This window comes from Nitrospirillum karajorum (assembly GCF_036348415.1).
Taxonomy (GTDB): domain Bacteria; phylum Pseudomonadota; class Alphaproteobacteria; order Azospirillales; family Azospirillaceae; genus Nitrospirillum; species Nitrospirillum amazonense_B.
The window spans coordinates 1072852-1090726 of sequence record NZ_JAZBQB010000003.1 but is presented as its reverse complement, the minus strand read 5'-3'; the positions used below and the strand labels follow the sequence as shown (position 1 = coordinate 1090726).

At 67.6% G+C, this 17875-nt stretch carries 14 protein-coding genes and 1 tRNA gene; 1 reads left to right on the top strand and 14 read right to left on the bottom strand.

Annotated features, from left to right (window positions below):
• Positions 1–94: 94 nt before the first annotated feature.
• The 5 genes from UCD39_RS18595 to UCD39_RS18575 form a co-directional block, all read right to left on the bottom strand.
• The gene (locus tag UCD39_RS18595; protein ID WP_330497345.1) at positions 95–1705 is read right to left on the bottom strand and encodes a GH39 family glycosyl hydrolase; all 1611 of its coding nucleotides are present in this window, start codon (positions 1703–1705) and stop codon (positions 95–97) included.
• A complete protein-coding gene (locus UCD39_RS18590; RefSeq protein ID WP_330497344.1) occupies positions 1705–2931 on the bottom strand; it encodes a helix-turn-helix domain-containing protein in 1227 nt (408 codons plus the stop codon). The genes UCD39_RS18595 and UCD39_RS18590 overlap by 1 nt, the downstream gene beginning before the upstream one ends.
• Before the next feature lie 205 nt (positions 2932–3136).
• A complete protein-coding gene (gene ptsP, locus UCD39_RS18585; RefSeq protein WP_330498486.1) occupies positions 3137–5344 on the bottom strand; it encodes a phosphoenolpyruvate--protein phosphotransferase in 2208 nt (735 codons plus the stop codon).
• A gap of 167 nt (positions 5345–5511) precedes the next feature.
• Positions 5512–6603, bottom strand: coding sequence for an NAD(P)H-dependent flavin oxidoreductase (locus UCD39_RS18580; protein ID WP_330497343.1), 1092 nt, complete (start codon positions 6601–6603; stop codon positions 5512–5514).
• A gap of 209 nt (positions 6604–6812) precedes the next feature.
• Positions 6813–8048 (bottom strand): aspartate kinase, encoded by a 1236-nt coding sequence (locus UCD39_RS18575; RefSeq protein ID WP_145732858.1) that lies wholly within the window; start codon positions 8046–8048, stop codon positions 6813–6815.
• Between the two features lie 314 nt (positions 8049–8362).
• On the opposite strand from UCD39_RS18575, the gene ubiG reads away from it, so the two are divergent.
• Positions 8363–9106: a bifunctional 2-polyprenyl-6-hydroxyphenol methylase/3-demethylubiquinol 3-O-methyltransferase UbiG gene (gene ubiG, locus UCD39_RS18570; protein WP_442943705.1), complete on the top strand. Its 744-nt coding sequence runs from the start codon at positions 8363–8365 to the stop codon at positions 9104–9106.
• A 319-nt stretch (positions 9107–9425) separates the two neighbouring features.
• On the opposite strand, the gene ptsN is transcribed toward ubiG, so the two are convergent.
• From ptsN to UCD39_RS18525, 9 genes are all read right to left on the bottom strand, one after another.
• On the bottom strand, positions 9426–9884 hold the full coding sequence (gene ptsN / locus UCD39_RS18565; RefSeq protein ID WP_322483782.1) for a PTS IIA-like nitrogen regulatory protein PtsN: 459 nt from the start codon (positions 9882–9884) through the stop codon (positions 9426–9428).
• 170 nt (positions 9885–10054) lie between these two features.
• A complete protein-coding gene (hpf, locus tag UCD39_RS18560) occupies positions 10055–10699 on the bottom strand; it encodes a ribosome hibernation-promoting factor, HPF/YfiA family (protein WP_322482203.1) in 645 nt (214 codons plus the stop codon).
• A gap of 138 nt (positions 10700–10837) precedes the next feature.
• Positions 10838–12385: an RNA polymerase factor sigma-54 gene (gene rpoN, locus UCD39_RS18555; RefSeq protein WP_145732852.1), complete on the bottom strand. Its 1548-nt coding sequence runs from the start codon at positions 12383–12385 to the stop codon at positions 10838–10840.
• Positions 12386–12446: 61 nt separating this feature from the next.
• On the bottom strand, positions 12447–13274 hold the full coding sequence (gene lptB / locus UCD39_RS18550; RefSeq protein WP_145732850.1) for an LPS export ABC transporter ATP-binding protein: 828 nt from the start codon (positions 13272–13274) through the stop codon (positions 12447–12449).
• Positions 13271–14266 (bottom strand): LptA/OstA family protein, encoded by a 996-nt coding sequence (locus UCD39_RS18545; RefSeq protein ID WP_330497341.1) that lies wholly within the window; start codon positions 14264–14266, stop codon positions 13271–13273. Before UCD39_RS18545 ends, lptB begins: the two co-directional genes overlap by 4 nt.
• A 41-nt stretch (positions 14267–14307) precedes the next feature.
• Positions 14308–14982 carry an LPS export ABC transporter periplasmic protein LptC gene (gene lptC, locus UCD39_RS18540; protein WP_330497340.1) on the bottom strand — a complete coding sequence of 225 codons (675 nt, stop codon included), beginning with the start codon at positions 14980–14982 and terminating at the stop codon, positions 14308–14310.
• Positions 14983–15345: 363 nt separating this feature from the next.
• Positions 15346–15957, bottom strand: a complete 612-nt coding sequence (locus tag UCD39_RS18535; protein ID WP_330498485.1) for a ribonuclease D — start codon at positions 15955–15957, stop codon at positions 15346–15348.
• Positions 15958–16126: 169 nt separating this feature from the next.
• A tRNA-Leu gene (locus UCD39_RS18530) sits at positions 16127–16213 on the bottom strand.
• 234 nt (positions 16214–16447) lie between these two features.
• Positions 16448–17647 carry an IS256 family transposase gene (locus tag UCD39_RS18525; protein WP_330496045.1) on the bottom strand — a complete coding sequence of 400 codons (1200 nt, stop codon included), beginning with the start codon at positions 17645–17647 and terminating at the stop codon, positions 16448–16450.
• Positions 17648–17875: the final 228 nt, after the last annotated feature.

Sequence of the window (17875 nt, the reverse complement as noted above, 5' to 3'; positions counted from 1 at the left end):
ATCAAGAGGCCATCGCACAAGGCTTCACCGCGCCGCGTGCGGGTCCTGGCGGCGCGGCGCGGGCTTGAACGGTTAAGCGGCCGAACCGGCTGGCCTATTTGCCGCCGGCGACAGCGCCGCTTTTCTCCAGCGTGACCAGCACGATGTCGTTGCTGTGCATGGGCAGCGTGGTGGCATAGTGGCCGTCGGCGCCGATGGTCACGGTCTTGTCCGCCTCGGGCAGGTCGCGTGTCAGGTCGGTCAGCTTGGCCAGCTGCTCCGGCGACAGGGTCTTGGGCGCGCCCATGTCGATGTAGGCGGAATAGGCGTCGTTGGCGCGATAGCCGGTACGGTGAACCGCCAGGCGGTACGAACCGGGCTTCAGCCCCTGGAACGCCACCTTGATGGCCGGTGCCGGCTTGTTGGGCACGATCCTGCTGTAGAAGGACCGGTTGCTGACCGGCTGGCGCGGCTGCTGGAAGTCCCACACCAGGGCGGCGGCCTTGCCCTCCGTCGCGGCGGCCATGACCTGGCCATCCGTCACCGGCACGGCGTCGCCCTGCAGGGCGTGCAGGTACTTGTAGGCGAAATAGGCCGGCTTGCGGATGCCCTCGCGGTTCATCAGGCCAAAGCCGCCCTCGAACGGGGCGGTGGGCGGGCCGGGCTCCTCGAACAGGTCGCTGTAGGTCCAGTAGCTCATGCCCTGGACCATGCCCTGGCTGGCCTTCAGCTTGGCCAGGATGTAGGGCGCGCTGATGTAGCTGTCATGCACCAGGTCACGCGGGGTGTAGCTGGTGCTCCATTCCGTGAAATAGAGCGGCAGGTGCGGAAAGCGGGAGGCGGCGATCTGCTCGCGCACCTTGCGCACGTCGCCGATGATGGCGTCGGGGGAGGGCGACAGCTTGGTGTCGGCCTTGCCCGCCTCGTCCAGAAAGCCGCCATCCACGCCATAGGTGTGGGTGGTGACGAAATCGACCGGCGCGCCGCTCTTGGCCACATGGTCCAGGAACTCCGGCACCCAGGCGGCGCCGGCGGTGGCGGGGCCGCCCACCTTCAGTTCGGGGTCGATGGCCTTCATGGTGTTGGCGGTCAGGTCGTAGAGGGCGAAATAGGCCTGCTGGTCCGCCCCCTCCCAGAACCCGGCCAGGTTGGGCTCGTTCCACACTTCGAAGAACCAGCTGCGCACCTCGGCCTGGCCATAGCGCGCCTCGATATGCTGGACGAAGGCGGTGATCAGGTCGCGCCAGGCGTTGGGACGGGGATGGGAGGTGTTGCCTTCCCAATAGAAAATCTTGTTGTCCGAGGTGGCCATGGCCTTGGGCGTGAAGCCCAGCTCCACGAAGGGCTTCAGCCCGCGCGCCTTCAGGTCGTCGTACAACTGGTCGATCTTGCTCCAGTCGTAGGTGGTGGCGCCGTTCTCGACCTTCACCGTGCCCAGCACGTCATGGAAAATGGCGTGGAAGCGGATGTAGCGGAAGCCCAGCTCATCCTGCGTGGTCTTCAACTGCGCCATGCTGTCCGGGCGCATCAGGGTGCCCGGGTAATCGGACCCGATGGACAGGTCGTAGAAGCGATCCAGCGGCTGGGTCGCCTTGGCCACGTCGACGTCGATCTGGCGGACGCGGCCCGCGGCCCGCGCCGTCGGGGAGGCAAGGCCGGCCGTCAGGGCGACGCAGGCGGAAAGGCAGGCGGCGGCGACCGCCCGGCCGCGGAACAGGGAAGCCATCAATGTGTCACCCGAGCCTGTAGATCGTCCGGTTGCAGGGAATAGCTGCGCACCACCTGGCCCTTGGCGCCCAGCGCCGGCAGGTCCTTGCCGTCCAGGCTGATGACAACGCCACCGGCGTTGCCGGTTTCCAGGGACAGGCCGGGCACGTCGGGCGCGCGGAAGCTGTCGCCCGGGTGCAGCACGCGCGACGCCCACAGCGTGCCCTTGGCGTCGCGCACCTGGATCCAGCTCTCGTCCGTGGCGCGCACCACCACGCGGGCGGGCCCGGTCTGGCCGAAGACTCGGCCCTTGGTGGCGACCGGCGCCGTGCCGGGGGCGGTGGTGTCGGGCCGCATGCCGGTATCGGCCGGCGCCGCGTCGGTGTCGGCGGCGGCACTCTTGGGCTGGCCCAAATCCGGCATCTGCGGCGCCTCGTCATCCGGTGCTTCCGACGTGACGGGGGCGGTCGGCTGCGTCGTCGCCGGGACCGTCTTTCCCGCCGGGGCGGGCGCGGCCGGGCCGTGTGCAGGGGGGACGGCCGGGACGGTGGCGCCCGTCGCCCCCGGGGCAGTGGTGGAGCCACCAGCCGGGGCCACCGGCACGGGGCCCGGCATGGCGTCGGGCATCGGGGCGGTGGCGTCCGGCGCCGCCCCCACCTCCGGCGCCGTGGGCTGCGCCTGGTTCAGCAGGGCCTGCACCGCCGGGGCCGGCAGCACGTTGGCCGGCGGCGGGGACGACGTGTCGCCGCCGCCCGTGAGGTGGGCCAGCCGCTCCGGCAGCTTGGGCACCAGATCCAGCGCGCTGCGGTCGGCGGAGGAATAGAGATACCAGCCGCCGTAGAGCACGGCGGCCAGCACCACGGCCGCCACCATCAGGGCGCCGCTGGGCACGCGGTTCTCGCTGACGGGGATGGGCAGGTACAGCTCCGCCGGGCGGACATGGCCCGCCGTTTCATCCTTGAAGCGGTTCAGCAGGTCGCCGGAATCGATGCCCAGCAGGTCGGCGTAGCTGCGCAGGAAGCCCAGGATGTAGGCTTGGCCCGGCAGGTCGCCGTAACGGCCGTCCTCGATGGCTTCCAGATAGGCGCGGCGGATGCGCAGGACGTTGGCCACGCCCGTCAGATCGTAGCCCAGCTCCTCCCGCCGCATGCGCAGGATGTCGCCCACCGTTTGGCGCGGGGCCTGCGGTTCGGCGGCACGACCGGCGTCTATCATGTCCCGGTAACGGTCGCGGCGTTCAGTCATGACGGCTGTCCCAGCACAGAATGGTGCACGAATTATCCCAACCGCCGGTCCGTTTATTGCGCCGACGACGATGTTGGCCGGAGTCTTATCAAGGGGCTCGCGGTACCGCAACCACAGTAAGTCTCCAGCCGCTCCGAACGTCGGCGGGCATATGCCCCTTGGGCTTGTCACCGGGCACCGACGGTGGAGCGATGCTGCCGCTGACTTACAGCCGCACGCCGTGGTCCCGGGCGAAGGCCAGCAGGTGCTGGCGCAAACTGCGGTCCGGCCGGTCCAGCAGGCTGTCCAGGAACTGCTGCAGCACACCCACGTCCACCGAGCGGATCATGGTCTTGACCTCGCCGAAGGCCCCGGGGCTCATCGACAGGGTGCGGAAGCCGCAGCCCAGCAGGGCCATGGCGTCCAGGGGCCGGCTGGCCATCTCCCCGCACAGCGACAGCTGCACCCCGGCCGCCTCGCACCGCCGCACCAGCATGCGCAGCACCGACAACATGGCCGGCGACAGCAGGTCATAGCGGTTGTTCAGCATGGGGTTGCCGCGGTCGCTGGCGAACAGGTACTGCAGCAGGTCGTTGGAGCCGACGGACATGAAGTCGATGTTGGGCAGCAGCGCGTCCAGCTGGAACAGCAGGGCCGGCACCTCCATCATCACGCCGACCTTCAGGTCGCGGGGCGGGGTCACGCCGTCGTGCTCCAGCCGGCGCAATTCCAGGTCCAGCACACGGCGGGCGCGGATGAACTCCGACACCTCAGCCACCATGGGGAACATCACCCGCAGGTCGCGGCCCGCCGCCGCCCACAACAGGGCGCGCAGCTGCTTGCGCAGCATGGCCGGGCGGTCCAGGCCGATGCGGATGGCGCGCCAGCCCAGGGCCGGGTTCTCCTCGCCCAGGTCGGGGAAATAGGGCAGGGTCTTGTCCCCGCCCACGTCCAGGGTGCGGAAGGTGACGGGCTTGTCCCCCGCCTCGTCCAGCACCTTGGCGTAGGTTTCCTTCTGCACCGCCGTGTCGGGATAGGTGTGCCGCACCATGAAGGGGATTTCGGTGCGGTAGAGGCCGATGCCGTCGGCGCCGGTGGCGTGCAGGTGGGGCAGGTCGATCAGCAGGCCGGCGTTCAGCATCAGGCGCACGGGCACGCCGTCGCGCGTCACCGACTCCAGCTTGCGGGCGGCGGCGAACTCGCGCTTGCGCTCCTCCCCCACCTCGATGCTTTTCAGGAAAGCTTCGGTGATGTCTTCCGCCGGGCGCACGAAGACCTGGCCGTGGTCGCCATCGACGATGACGAAGTCCAGCGGGTCGACGCGGCTCAGCACGCCGGTGCATTGGCCCACCACCGGGATGTCCAGGGCGCGGGCCACGATGGCCACGTGGCTGTAGGCCGCCCCTTCCTCCAGCACCAGGCCGCGCAGCCGCGTGCGGTCGTAATCCAGCAGCTCGGCTGGGCCCAGGTTGCGGGCCACCAGCACGAACTCCTCCGGCAGGGTGCCGCCGTCGGCCTTGTCCTGCCGCCCGGCCAGGTGCTGCAGCAGGCGGTTGGTGATGTCGTCCAGGTCCAGCTGGCGCTCGCGGATGTAGCTGTCGGTCACCGACGCCATGCGGGCGCGGTTGTCGTTCTGCACCTGCTGCACCGCCGCCTCCGCCGTCAGGCCGGTGCGGATCGCCTCGCGGATGCGCGACAGCCAGCCGCGGTCGGTGGCGAACATGCGGTAGGTTTCGATGATCTCGTGGTGCTCACCCCCGCTTTCGCCCGACAGGATCAGCAGCCGGTCGATGGCGGAGTGCATGCTGTCCACCGCCTCGCGCAGGCGGCCCAGCTCCAGCTCCGGATCGTCCGCCACCATCTGGCGGATGGTCAGCTGCGGCCGGTGCAGCACCGCCACGGCCATGGCGATGCCCCGGTTCAGGCTGACGCCGTCCAGGCGGGACGGCAGCAGCACCAGGTCGTTGGCCACCTGCAGTTCGCGGTTGTCAACCAGCTCGCCCGTGGCCACCAGCTCGGCCACCACCATGGCGATGGTCTCCAGCGTCTCCACGTCCTGCTCGTCATAGGCGCGGCGCGCGATGTGCTGGATGGCCAACACCCCGCGCACGCGGCCGCCGCGCAGGATGGGCACGCCCATGAAGCTGTCGAACGGGTCTTCGCCGGTTTCCGGTCGATAGGCGAAGTTGGGGTGGCTGGGCGCGTTGGCCAGGGCCACCGGCCGGGCGTGGGCGGCGATATCGCCCACTAGGCCCTCGCCCACCCTCAGCCTCGTCTTGTGCACGGCGTCCAGGTTCAGGCCGATGGTGGCGAACAGCTCCAGCACCTCGCCCGCCCGCATGACGTAGCAGGAACAGACGTCCGCCCCCATCTCGGCGGCGATCAGCATGACGATCTTGTCCAGCCGCGACTGGGCGGTGCCGCCGGCGGCCATGACGTCGCGCAGCCGGGCAAGCAGGCGGCGGGCACCGCCGGCCGCGTCGGCGGAGCGGCGCAGGGTGGTCACGGCGTCGGGGGGGGCACCGGTGGCGACGGTGCCGGCCTCCGGAACGTCAAGCCCCGGGTCGATGAGGAGGGGAGGAGTTCCGGAGTTCGGTGCCACTAGCCCGCCGCTCCCGCCAGCGCCAACGCCGGTCCCGTCTCCACCGTTTCACGGACATGGCCATAGCGACCGGCCAGCGCGTCCTCCGCCTGGGCCACCAGTTCGGCCAGGATTTCGGCCGTCGGCTGTTCCCGCGTCACCATGCCCACCGATTGGCCCGCCATCAGGCTGCCATTCTCCACATCGCCCTCGATGACGGCGCGCCGCAGGGCGCCCGCCCAGAAGTGCTCGATCTCGAGCTGCGCGTCCTTCTGCTCCACCTCGCCACGGTTGAAGCGTTCCACCACCTCGCGCTGGAAATCCATGAAGCGGCGGGTGCCCTCGTTCTGCAAGGCGCGCACGGGGATGACGGGAAAGCGGCTGTCCAACTGGGCCGACGGCATGGCGTCGCGCGCGCTGGCGCGGATGAAGGCGCGCTTGAAATTCGGGTGCGCCCGCGATTCGGTGGCGCAGACGAAGCGGGTGCCCAGCTGCACGCCGGCGGCGCCCAGTTCCAGATAGGCCACGATGGCCTCGCCCCGGCCGATGCCACCGGCCACGAATACCGGCACGTCGTGGATTTCCGGCAGGATCTCCTGCGCCAGGACGGAGGTGGCGACGGGCCCGATGTGGCCGCCGGCCTCCATGCCCTCGATCACCAGGGCGTCCACGCCCATGCGCACCAGCTTCTTGGCCAGCACCAGCGCCGGGGCGAAGCAGATGACCTTGGCGCCGCCGTCCTTCAACTGCTTGATCACCGGCGCGGGCGGCAGACCGCCGGCCAGGACCACATGGTGGACGCCATGGCTCAGGCAAACCTCGGCCAGCACGTCCAGTTGCGGGTGCATGGTGATCAGGTTGACGCCGAAGGGCTTCGCGGTCAGCGCGCGGGTGGCGTCGATCTCCTGGGCCAGCATCTCGGGCGTCATGGCGCCACAGGCCAGGACGCCGAACCCCCCGCCGTTCGAAATGGCGGCCACCAGGTTGGCGTCCGACACCCAGGTCATGGCGCCGCCCATGATGGCCAACTCCGTTCCCAGGAAATCCCGTCCACGGGCCCAAAGCGCGTCCAGCTTGCCGCGCGCGGTTCCGGTCGTGGTGGCGATGGTCATCAAAACGCTAGTCCCTGTTTGGCGAAAAAGGCGTGGTGCCCGGCGGGTGTCTTGCGACGGGTATTCCGTGGGGCCGCTCCCCGAGTGGGGCGCCCCGGGCGGTCCGGCACCGGGACGATGCCGATCCCTAACCCAAAACAGCCGCTGAAAACAACAATGCCCCGGGGGTCGTCTTGGCGGACCCCCGGGGCACAGTGTCGCTCAGATGCTTATGCCTGGTCCAGGCCGTATGCGGTGTGCAGCGCGCGCAACGCCAGTTCGGTGTATTCTTCGGCGATCAGGACGCTGACCTTGATCTCGCTGGTGGAAATGACCTGGATGTTGATGCCGCGATCGGCCAGCGCCTTGAACATGCGCTGGGCAACGCCAGCGTGGCTGCGCATGCCCACACCGATGACCGAGACCTTGACCACGTTGCTGTCGGCGATCAGGCGGCGGAACTTCAGGTCGTCCCGGGCGCCCTCCAGCACCTGCACGGTGCGGTCCAGGTCGGCCTTGGTGACGGTGAAGGTCATGTCGGTGGTGGTGCCGTCCTCCGACACGTTCTGCACGATCATGTCGACGTTGATGGCGGCGTCGGTGAGCGGCCCGAAAATGGCGGCCGCCACGCCCGGCCGGTCTTCAACGCCCACCAGGGTCACCTTCGCCTCATCCCGGCTGTAGGCGATGCCGCTGACCAGTTCCTGTTCCACGATTTCGTCCTCATCAACGACAAGAGTTCCCGGCAACGCGCTGCCGGCCGCTTCCTCGAAGGTCGACAGCACCTGGACGCGCACCCGGTGCTTCATTGCCATTTCCACCGACCGGGTCTGCAGGACCTTGGCGCCCAGCGACGCCATCTCCAGCATTTCCTCGTACGTGATGCGGCCCAGCTTGCGGGCCTTGGTCACGATGCGCGGGTCGGTGGTGTAGACGCCATCGACATCGGTGTAAATATCGCACCGCTCGGCGCCCACCGCCGCCGCCAGGGCGACGGCCGAGGTGTCGGAGCCGCCGCGGCCCAGGGTGGCGATGCGGCCGTCCTTGGACACGCCCTGGAAGCCCGCGACCACCGCCACCTCGCCCGTGGACATGCGGGCCACCAGCTCGGCGGACTCGATGCGCTCGATCCGGGCCTTGCCATGCACGTCGTCGGTGATCAGCGGGATCTGCCATCCCTGCCACGACCGCGCGGGGATGCCGATCTCCTGCAGGGCGATGGCCAGCAGCCCGCTGGTCACCTGCTCGCCCGAGGCGACCACGGCGTCGTATTCGCGCTCGTCCGCCAGGCGGCCGACCTGTTTCACATAGTCCACCAGCTGGTTGGTCACGCCCGACATGGCGGAGACGACCACTGCCACCTCATGGCCGGCGTCGACCTCCTGTTTCACTTTGCGGGCGACATTCTTGATGCGGTCGATGGTGCCGACCGACGTGCCGCCGAACTTCAAGACGAGGCGTGCCATAACCCGTGTCTGCCTTGCTAAAAGCCGGCCAACCGCCGGCGGTGGATGCAGGGGGCTTCCGGTGCCGCGCGGGCGGGGTCCGTCCCGTTCGGGCGGATCCTGCGCGGGGGCTGCGCGAAAGCGCGCTATCCTTACCCCGTCGCGGCCGCGCAGGCAACAAACGGGTAATAAAAGGTCAGGGTTGCGTAAACCGGGCGACAGAGCATTTCTATTTCGCGGGCCCTGTCCGGCGTGCGCCGGCAGCGTTGAGTTGGGGGGTGTTGAGTTGGCGACGGCGGCGGCCCATATTCTGGCCCGTTCCGTTCAAGGGTGCCATCATGAGCCAGACCGCCACGACCGTCGATCCCGGTGAAATCCAGCGCTTTTCGGCCATCGCCGCCGAATGGTGGGATGAGGCGGGCAAGTTCCGGCCCCTGCACAAGCTGAACCCCGTTCGGCTGGAATACCTGCGCGACCGCATTTGCTCCCATTTCGGCCGCGATCCGTTGGCGCCGCAGCCGCTGAAGGGGCTGCGCCTGGTGGATATCGGCTGTGGCGGCGGCCTGCTGTCCGAACCGCTGGCCCGCATGGGTGCCGACGTGGTGGGCATCGACGCCGCCGAGCGCAACGTGAAGACGGCCGCCACCCACGCGATGGAGAGCGGCACGCCGGTCGACTACCGCCACACCACGGCGGAGGAACTGGTCGCCGCCGGCGAAACCTTCGACGCCGTGCTGTCGCTGGAGGTGGTGGAGCACGTCGCCGACGTGCCGCTGTTCCTGGACAGTCTGGCCGCGCTGCTGAAGCCCGAGGGCCTGCTGGTCATGGCGACGCTGAACCGCACGCCCAAATCCTATCTCATGGCCATCATCGGTGCTGAATACGTGCTGCGCTGGCTGCCGCGCGGCACCCACGATTGGCGCAAGTTCCTGAAGCCGTCCGAACTGGCCGCCGGCCTGCGCGCCACCGGCCTGACGGTGCGCGAGGTCGTGGGCCTGGTCTACAGCCCCTTCAACGACACTTTCCGCCTGGACGCCCGCGACCTGGACGTCAACTACCTGCTCTGGGCCTGCCGCTGAAACCCGCGGCGTTTGATCGCGAACGCTCAAACGCCCCCTCAGTCGCCTGGCGCCAGCATCCGCAGGCTTGGCTTCCTCGCTGCGCCCTTCGGTGCTCGCTCCGGCGCCCGCAGTCGCGGGCTAGAGCGGCACGAGTCACCATCTCGTGCCGCTGACATAGATCTGGCCAAATAAGCGCGACTGAAGCGGCGGCATGACCCCATGCCGCCGTAGGCCGCGACCGCGGCCGCCGGAACTTTTCGGGGAGCGTCAGCGGACTGAAAAGTGAGGACAGCCAAGGGCGCGGATGCGCCCGCCCGGCGTTTGAGGGAAACACAAACTAAGCCGCGTTGCTGGCTTCCGTGTGGGTCAGCAGGGCGTAGATGGCGTCGGCGGTGTCGGCGCCGCGCAGCTTCTCGCAGAACAGCGGGTTGCGCAGCATGCGGGACACCAGGGCCAGGGCCTTCAGGTGGTCCGCCCCGGCGGATTCGGGGGCCAGCAGCAGGCAGATCAGGTCCACCGGCTGTTCATCGATGGAATCGAAGTCCACCGGCCGGTCCAGGCGGGCGAACAGGGCGCAGACCTTGGGCAGGGCCGGAAGCTTGCCGTGGGGGATGGCGATGCCGCGCCCCACGCCGGTGGTGCCCAGCCGCTCCCGCTCCAGCAGGACGTCGAAGATGGCCCGCTCATGCTGGCCCGTCAGGTCGGCGGCCCGCTTCGCCAACTCCTGCAGCACCTGCTTTTTGGAGGAGGCCTTGAGATTGGCGACAATGCCGTCCGGCCTCAGCAACTCGACCATCGGCGTCAACAAAAACTGGGACGGCATTGCCACCACACTCACTTACCCGGCTTTCACTTGAAGTGTTATAGGGCGGAAAAGTTACCAAACTTTTCCGCCCCACCCCCAATTCAAGCTTCGGCGATCACCGGCCCCAGGTCAATGGGGGGAACCCCGGGGGCCTCGCCGTTTCAGTGGGTTGCCGCCGATTTTCCGTCGGACGGGTCGACCCAGCCGACATTGCCGTCCGGCCGGCGGTAAACCATGTTCAGGTGGCCGTGCGCGCGGTTGCGGAAAAGCAGGGCCGGCAGGTCCGCCAGGTCCATGCGCATCACCGCCTCGCTGACCGTCAGCATGTCGATATGGGTCTGCATCTCGGCGATGATCATGGGGTGGTGGTCGGCGCCGTTGCCGTTCACCGCGTGCCCATTGTGGGCGCCCGCCTCATGACCGCCTTCGTCGGCCTCGTCGTCATGGGCGTCGGCGTTGATGATGTACTTGCGGGCCGGCACGGCGGCCTCGGCCTCGCCATGGACGCGCTGGTGATGGTCGCGCAGCCGGCGCTTGTACCGTCGCAGCCGCTTGGCGACGCGCTCCGCCGCCTCGTCGAAGGCGGGATAGGGTTCCGTGGCCTCGGCGTAGGCTTGCAGAAGAATCCCGCGGCCCACATGGGCCTGAATGTCCGCCTTGTAGAGGTGCGCCTCGCGCGACAGCACGACGGTCGCCTCGATCGGACTGCTGAAATATTTCTCGACCAACCCGGTCAATGTCGTTTCGACATGGGTGCGCAGGGACTCGCCAACGTCTAGCTGCTTGCCTTTGACGATTATATGCATGGCCTGTCCGTCTCGCTTGGTTGGAAGCCAGGAGTGGCGGCGGCGTGGTGCCTTGCCGTCGGCCGTTACAATAGCCCGCGACCGGCCTCGTTACGCTGGGAAGGCCAGCCGCCATGCGCCATCCATCGGGCGCATGGTTCAGATCCCAAGGGCCTTCTCCCGGCGACGCTGGACTGAGGAAGGGATCTTCATGGCTTCACGATACTTGGCGACCGTCCGCCGTGCAATGTCGATCCCCTCATCCCGAAGGATCTCGACCAGGCGGTCATCCGAAAGGATCTCGTCCGGCTTCTCCGCGTCGATCAGCACCTTGATGCGGTAGCGCACCGCCTCGGCGGAGTGGGCGGCCTGGCCATCAGCCCCGGAAATGGCTGATGTGAAAAAGTATTTCAGCTCGAACAGGCCGCGCGGCGTGGCCATGAACTTGTTGGTCGTCACCCGGCTGACGGTCGATTCGTGCATGCCGATCGCCTCCGCTATATCCCGAAGGATAAGGGGGCGCAGGAACTGCAGGCCGTGCAGGAAAAACGCGTCCTGCTGGCGGACGATTTCGGTCGCGACCTTCAGGATGGTGTTGGCACGCTGGTGCAACGACTTCACCAGCCAGCTGGCCGACTGGAACTGTTCGGCCAAATACTCTTTGTCCTGCTTGTTGCGTGCGGCGCCCTGGATGCGGGCGTAGTAGCGCTGGTTGACCAGCACGCGGGGAAGGGTATCGCTGTTCAGCTCCACCAGCCAGCCGCCGCCGGGCTGGGCGCGCATCAGGATGTCCGGCACCACGGTGTGCACCGGCTCATGGTCGAAGGCCAGCGCCGGCTTCGGGTTTAGCGCCTTGATCTCCGACACCATGTCGGACAGGTCCTCGGTGTCGACCTGGCAGACCTTCAGCAGGGCCGGCACGTTGCGCGCCGCCAGCAGGGGCAGATTATCCAGCAGCGCCTGCATGCAGGGGTCCAGCCGGTCCAGCTCGCGCAGCTGCAGGGCCAGGCATTCCTTCAGCGACCGGGCGAAAATGCCCACCGGGTCCAGGCGCTGCAACCGTTCCAGTACCGAAACGACCTGCGATTCGGTGCAGCCCAGCTGGTCCCCGATGATCCCGATGTCGCCGATGAAATAGCCGGCCTCATCCAGATAATCCATCAACGCGAAGGCCACCATCCGGTCCAGCGGATCGGCGATGTCCATGGTGATCTGTTCGGTCAGGTGGTCGCGCAGCGAGACGCTGCCCGACAGCGTCTGCTCGAACGAGTTCTCGTCGTCCTCGAAACTGCCGCCCCGACCGGACCAGTTGCCGAAGGCCTCGCCCCCATCGCCGCCACCGTCCGCGCGCATGTCGGCGGCCATGTCCACGGCGCTGGAGTTGGTCCAGACGTTTTCATAATCCGTGTCCAGCGGCGCGTCGCTGGATGGGCCCAGCCGGTCGGACGCGGTAAGGTCGGCCGTGTCGCGGATGGGCTGGTCGTCGGCGCGCGCCACGGGGTCTTCACGATCCACGCCATCAGGGGCGGGATCGCGGTTGCGGTCGCCATCATCGCGTTCCAGGAGCGGGTTCTGCTCCATCTCGCGGTCGACGTAGTCGGCTAACTCCAGGTTCGACAGCTGCAACAGCTTAATTGCCTGCTGCAGCTGGGGAGTCATCACCAGCGCCTGGGTCTGCCGAAGATCGAGGCGTTGTTGAAGCGCCATCACCCGCCCAAATTATAACTGTGGCCCGAAATGGAATCGCGCGAATGCGCTTATACTTGCTTTACAGACTGAACCGTTCGCCGAGATAGACGCGACGCACATCCTTGTGCGCCACGATTTCCGACGGTTCACCCTCCATCAATACCATACCGTCGTGAAGAATGTATGCGCGATCAACGATGTCCAGGGTTTCGCGTACGTTGTGATCGGTGATCAGCACGCCGATGCCGCGCTCGCGCAGATGGCTGACCAGCTCGCGGATGTCGTTCACGGCGATGGGGTCGATGCCGGCGAACGGTTCGTCCAGCAGGATGAAGTTGGGTTGGGATGCCAGCGCGCGGGCGATTTCCACGCGGCGGCGCTCACCGCCCGACAGGGCCAGGGCCGAGGTGCGGCGCAGATGGCTGATGGAAAACTCCGCCAGCAGCTCATCCAGCGTGGCTTCGCGCTTGTCGCGGTCGGGCTCCACCACCTCCAGCACGGCGCGGATGTTATTCTCCACCGTCAGGCCGCGGAAGATCGAGGCCTCCTGCGGCAGGTAGCCGATGCCCAGCCGCGCGCGGCGGTACATGGGCAGCTCGGTGACCTCCAGCCCGTCCAGGGTGATGGTGCCGTAATCGGGCATGATCAGCCCGGTCATGATGTAGAAGCTGGTGGTCTTGCCGGCGCCGTTGGGGCCCAGCAGGCCCACGACCTCGCCCCGGCGCACACTGACGCTGACGTCGCGCAGGACGGGCCGGCCCTTGTAGCTTTTGCCCAGCTTGGTGGCGGTCAGGCCGCTGTTGGGGTTGTCCGACACCAGACGGGGGCCTTCCGTTTTCGAATCCTTGGGGGTGGCGGGCACCTTGTCCCTTGGCGCCGCCTTGGCGGGTTCGGTCGTCTTGCTCATGGCTGCGCTCCGCCGCCAGGGGTTTTGGTGCCGCCGGCAGGGGCGGCCGGCTGGTCCGACCGCTTGGGCACCAGCACGCTGTGCACGCGCCCGCCCTTGACGGTCTCGTCGGGCAGCATGCGGCTGACCCCCGTGGCGTTGTTGACCTCGGCCCTGTGGCCATTCACCTGGTTCTGACCCTGGGTCAGCTTCACATCGCCGGTCAGGATGGCGATGCGGGTCTTCACGTTATAGGTGCCGTCGCTGCCGCGGGCGATATCCTTGGGCGTGACGATCAGCACGTTGCCCTTGGCGTCCATGCGCGTCATTTCCAGCTGCTTGGCGGCGTTCTGCTCCATGATGCCGACCAGCACGTCGGCGCGGATGCGATCGCCCTTGTCGTTGATGGCGACGGCGTTGCCGCGCGCGACCAGCAACTGCTGTTGCTTCCAGTATTCCAGGGTGTCGCGAGCGTAGACGGTGTCGCTGCGCGTGACCAGGTGCAGATGGTCGCCGGTCAGCACGGTCACGTCCTGGTCCACGTCATAGACGCCGTGATCGCCATAGGCCTGCTGGCTGGGGGAGGTCATGACCACCTGGCCGTCGGCGGCCATGCGGTACATCTCGGTCGAGCCGTCCTGGGCCTTGCGGTAATAGACCACCAGCGTATCGCAATGCAGGGTGTCTTCCCCCCGCACCACGATGACATGGCCACGGGCCACCGCCGCCAGCTGGTCGTTATGCCATTCCATCGTCTCGTCCGAGGTGATGTCGATGGCGCCCGGCGGGGCGGCCGTCACCTCGGTCGGGGTGAAGGGCAACAGGCCGGGTTCCCCGGCCACGGCCGGGTTCTGCGCCGGCGGCGCGGCCTTCTTCGCTTTCGCCGGCTTTCCGCCCGCCGGCGTCTGGGTGGCAGCCTTGGCCGCCGGCTCTTCCGCACGGGAGGCGGGGGCCAGGGTGACCAGGGCGCAGGCCGCGACCGCCAGGCCACCCAGCAGCAGGGTCCGCATCATCGGGGCGGTTTTTTGCGGGGCCGTTTTCATGAACCGGGTACTCAAGGTTGCTTGCCTCCGGTCCGCGATGGTTCCGCACTGGGGGTAGAGGGAGCGGGTGTGGACAGGGTGGGCGGGGCCGGAATGCGGGGCATGGCGCCGGCGCCGGTGGGCGCGGCTCCGTCGGTATGGCGGTCCTTCTCCACCAGGCGCAGGCGGGCCTTGCCGGTGAAGACGATGGTGCTGCCCTTGTCGGTCATGCGGAAGCCGCCAGCGTCGATGTCGCCGAAGGGGCCCTGGCCGGCGACGCGCGCGTTGCCCCAGGCGATGTTCTTGCTGGTGTCCACTTCCGCCTTGTCGGTGGTGAACTCATAGCCATGGTCATGAAACAGCGTGACCCTCCCCTCCAGCGTCAGGTGGCCAGACTGCTTGTCGTACCGCCCGGTGTCCCCGTTCAGGGTCACCCACTGCCCATTCTTTAGCGTGATCTCCGCCTCCGGCGAAACAAGATCGATCAGGTTGTCCTGATTGCTCTCCTGCATCGCGCGGTCGGCACGCACCTCCACCGGGCGGTCGGTCTTGTCCGTGCCCAGGAAATGCGCGTCCAACATCTCCAGCTGTCCCGTGCCGGGGTCGGCGGGGCGCGGGTTGGTGGTTTCCTTGATCAGGGGCCACAGAGCGATGGCGGCGATGGTCAATCCCGCCAGGGTGGGCAGCACCACCTTGGCCTGGTTCACCCGGCGGGTATGGCGGGCGCTGGCGCCGCCCCGTGGGGCAGGTGTGGCTGGGGCAGATGCGGTTGGGGCAGGCGGGCTGGAAGAGGGACGCGCGGAACCGGCCGGGCTTGCCGGCTGCCGAATCCCGCCCACGTCGCCATGGTCGGCGCCGGGGGTTTCTGAAGGGGGGGCAGGGTCATGGTTCCACGGGGTTTGGCCGCCAAATGTGGCGCGGGCATGTCGCGCGGCACCACGCCGGCTTGGGCGTAATCTACCCGAGCCTGGATTCCACGGTCAAATCGTCATGCGCCGTCCCTTTTTCCAGGGGCGCCCCCGCGACCCACCCATGCGGATGGGGGCGGGGGCGTGTTGGCGCCGACCGCGTCAGTGGGCGAAAATGTCCGGCTCGTCCCAGCCGGCCAGGTCCAGCAGGGCGCGATGCGGCAGGAAGCGGAAGCAGGCCTCGGCCAATTCCGTGCGCCCCTCGCGGGCCAGCACGGCGTCGAACTTGGCCTTGATCTCATGCAGGTACAGAACGTCGGAGGCGGCGTACTTCAACTGTTCGGCCGTCAGCTCCTCCGCACCCCAGTCGGACGACTGCTGCTGCTTGGACAGTTCCACGCCCAGCAGGTCGCGGCACAGGTCCTTCAGGCCATGGCGATCGGTGTAGGTGCGCACCAGCTTGGACGCGATCTTGGTGCAGTAGACCGGCGCGGTCAGCACGCCCAGGTATTGGTTCAGCACGGCGATGTCGAAGCGCGCGAAATGGAACAGCTTCAACTGGTCCGGATTGGTCAGCAGGCGCTTCAGGTTGGGCGCGTCGTACTGGCCCTGGCGCAGCTGCACCAGATGGCTGCGGCCGTCGCCGGAAGACAGTTGGATCAGGCACAGTCGGTCGCGGTGCGGGTTCAGGCCCATGGTTTCGGTATCGATGGCCACCACCGGGCCCAGGTCCAGGCCGTCGGGCAAGTCGCCGTCATAGAGATCGATGGGCATCATACCGTCCTTCATGCTGGTGGGGCTGCCGATTAAGGTCCGCGCGTTCTGGGGAGCCGCAAGGGCGCGTATCGGGGTGCGCGTCGGGAAGCGGACCCCAGAAACGCCGCGGGCCGCCGGCGTTCCATCGGAACATCGGCGGCCCTGCGACCTTAAACCCGCGCTGAATTGGTGCCCAGGAGAAGACTCGAACTTCCACGACATCTCTGCCACAGGTACCTGAAACCTGCGCGTCTACCAATTCCGCCACCTGGGCAGCGCGGGCCGCCTAAGTACGATTATGGCCGGGGCCTGTCAACACCCTTCTTGTGGCCGCCCGATATTTTTTGATCACGCCTTCAGGCAGAAGGGAACTCCACCACTGGCTTTCGACAGAGGTGGTTGCGTCGGGCGGAGGTATTCAGGGAAGGGGTATGGAGGGATCGTGTCCCCTGACGTGGTGTAGCTCGCGCTTTGGCGTCGTGCTCTCCGGCATATCTGGCCGGCTGTGTCATGCGGCCATTGTGGCCAGCATGATGGTTGGATCATCGCTGAGCGGAGCGATGGTCTCAAGGGTCATGTAACGGGCGCGTTGGACGGCCCATTCATCGTTCTGTTCCAATAGGATGGCACCGACGAGGCGGGTGATGGCGGCCTCGTTTGGGAATATTCCGACGACCTCGGTGCGGCGCTTGATCTCGCCATTGAGGCGTTCGATGGGGTTCGTGGAGTGGATCTTGGCCCGATGTTCCTTCGGGAAGGTCATGTAGGCCAGCACGTCGTTCTCGGCCTCGTCCAGCAGGGTGGCGAGTTTGGGCACCTTGGGGCGGAGTTGATCGGCCACCTGGCGCCACTGGGCTCTGGCCGCGGCGGCATCGTTCTGGGCAAAGGCGGTGGCGATGAAGGCGGAGACGACGCGGCGGCCGTTCTTGCCGGCGTGGGCCAGGACGTTGCGCATAAAATGCACCCGGCAGCGCTGCCAGGTGGCGCAGAACACCTTGGCGACGGCGGCCTTGATGCCCTCATGGGCGTCAGAGACGACCAGCTTGACGCCTTTCAGCCCCCGGCGTTTGAGCTTGCGCAGGAAGTCGGTCCAGAAGGTTTCCGCCTCCGACGGGCCGATGTCCATGCCCAGCACCTCGCGGCGGCCGTCGCTGTTGACCGCCATGGCGATGGTGACGGCGACCGAGACGGTGCGCTTGTCCTGGCGGACCTTCACATAGGTGGCGTCGATCCAGAGATAGGGCCAGTCACCCTCGATCTGCCGGTCGAGGAAGGCCTTCACCCGGTCGTCGATGTCGGCGCACAACCGGCTGACCTGGCTCTTGGATATTCCCGACATGCCCATGGCTTGCACCAGGTCGTCCACCGAGCGGGTGGAGATGCCCTGGATATAGGCTTCCTGGATGACGGCGGTCAGCGCCTTTTCCGCCATGCGCCGGGGCTCCAGGAAGCCCGGGAAGTAGCTGCCCTTGCGCAGCTTGGGGATGCGCAGTTCCACCGTGCCGGCCCTGGTTTCCCAGTCGCGGTCGCGGTAGCCGTTGCGCTGGACCAGGCGGTCGGGTGACCGCTCCCCAGGCGCCGCCCCGGTCAGGGCATGGACTTCCAATTCCATCAGCCGCTCAGCGGCAAAGCCGATCATCTGCCTCAGCACATCGGCGTCTGCGCCCTTTTCCAGCATGCTGCGCAGTGCCATCATCTCGTCGGTCATCGTGGTCACCCTCGGTTGGGGATAGTTGTGGTGACCAGACTTTACCGAAGACCCACGATGACCGCCCGCCGGGGCAGCCCTTCCGGCCGGCTACGCCGTCCTACAGGGCTGTTCCGGCACCGGTGCCTGCTACACCATCCGGGGGGACGTGACCTATGGAGGCTTCGGCGCTGAAGCAAGCCCCAGAAACGCCGCGGGCCGCCGGTTCCATTTGGAACACGGCGGCCC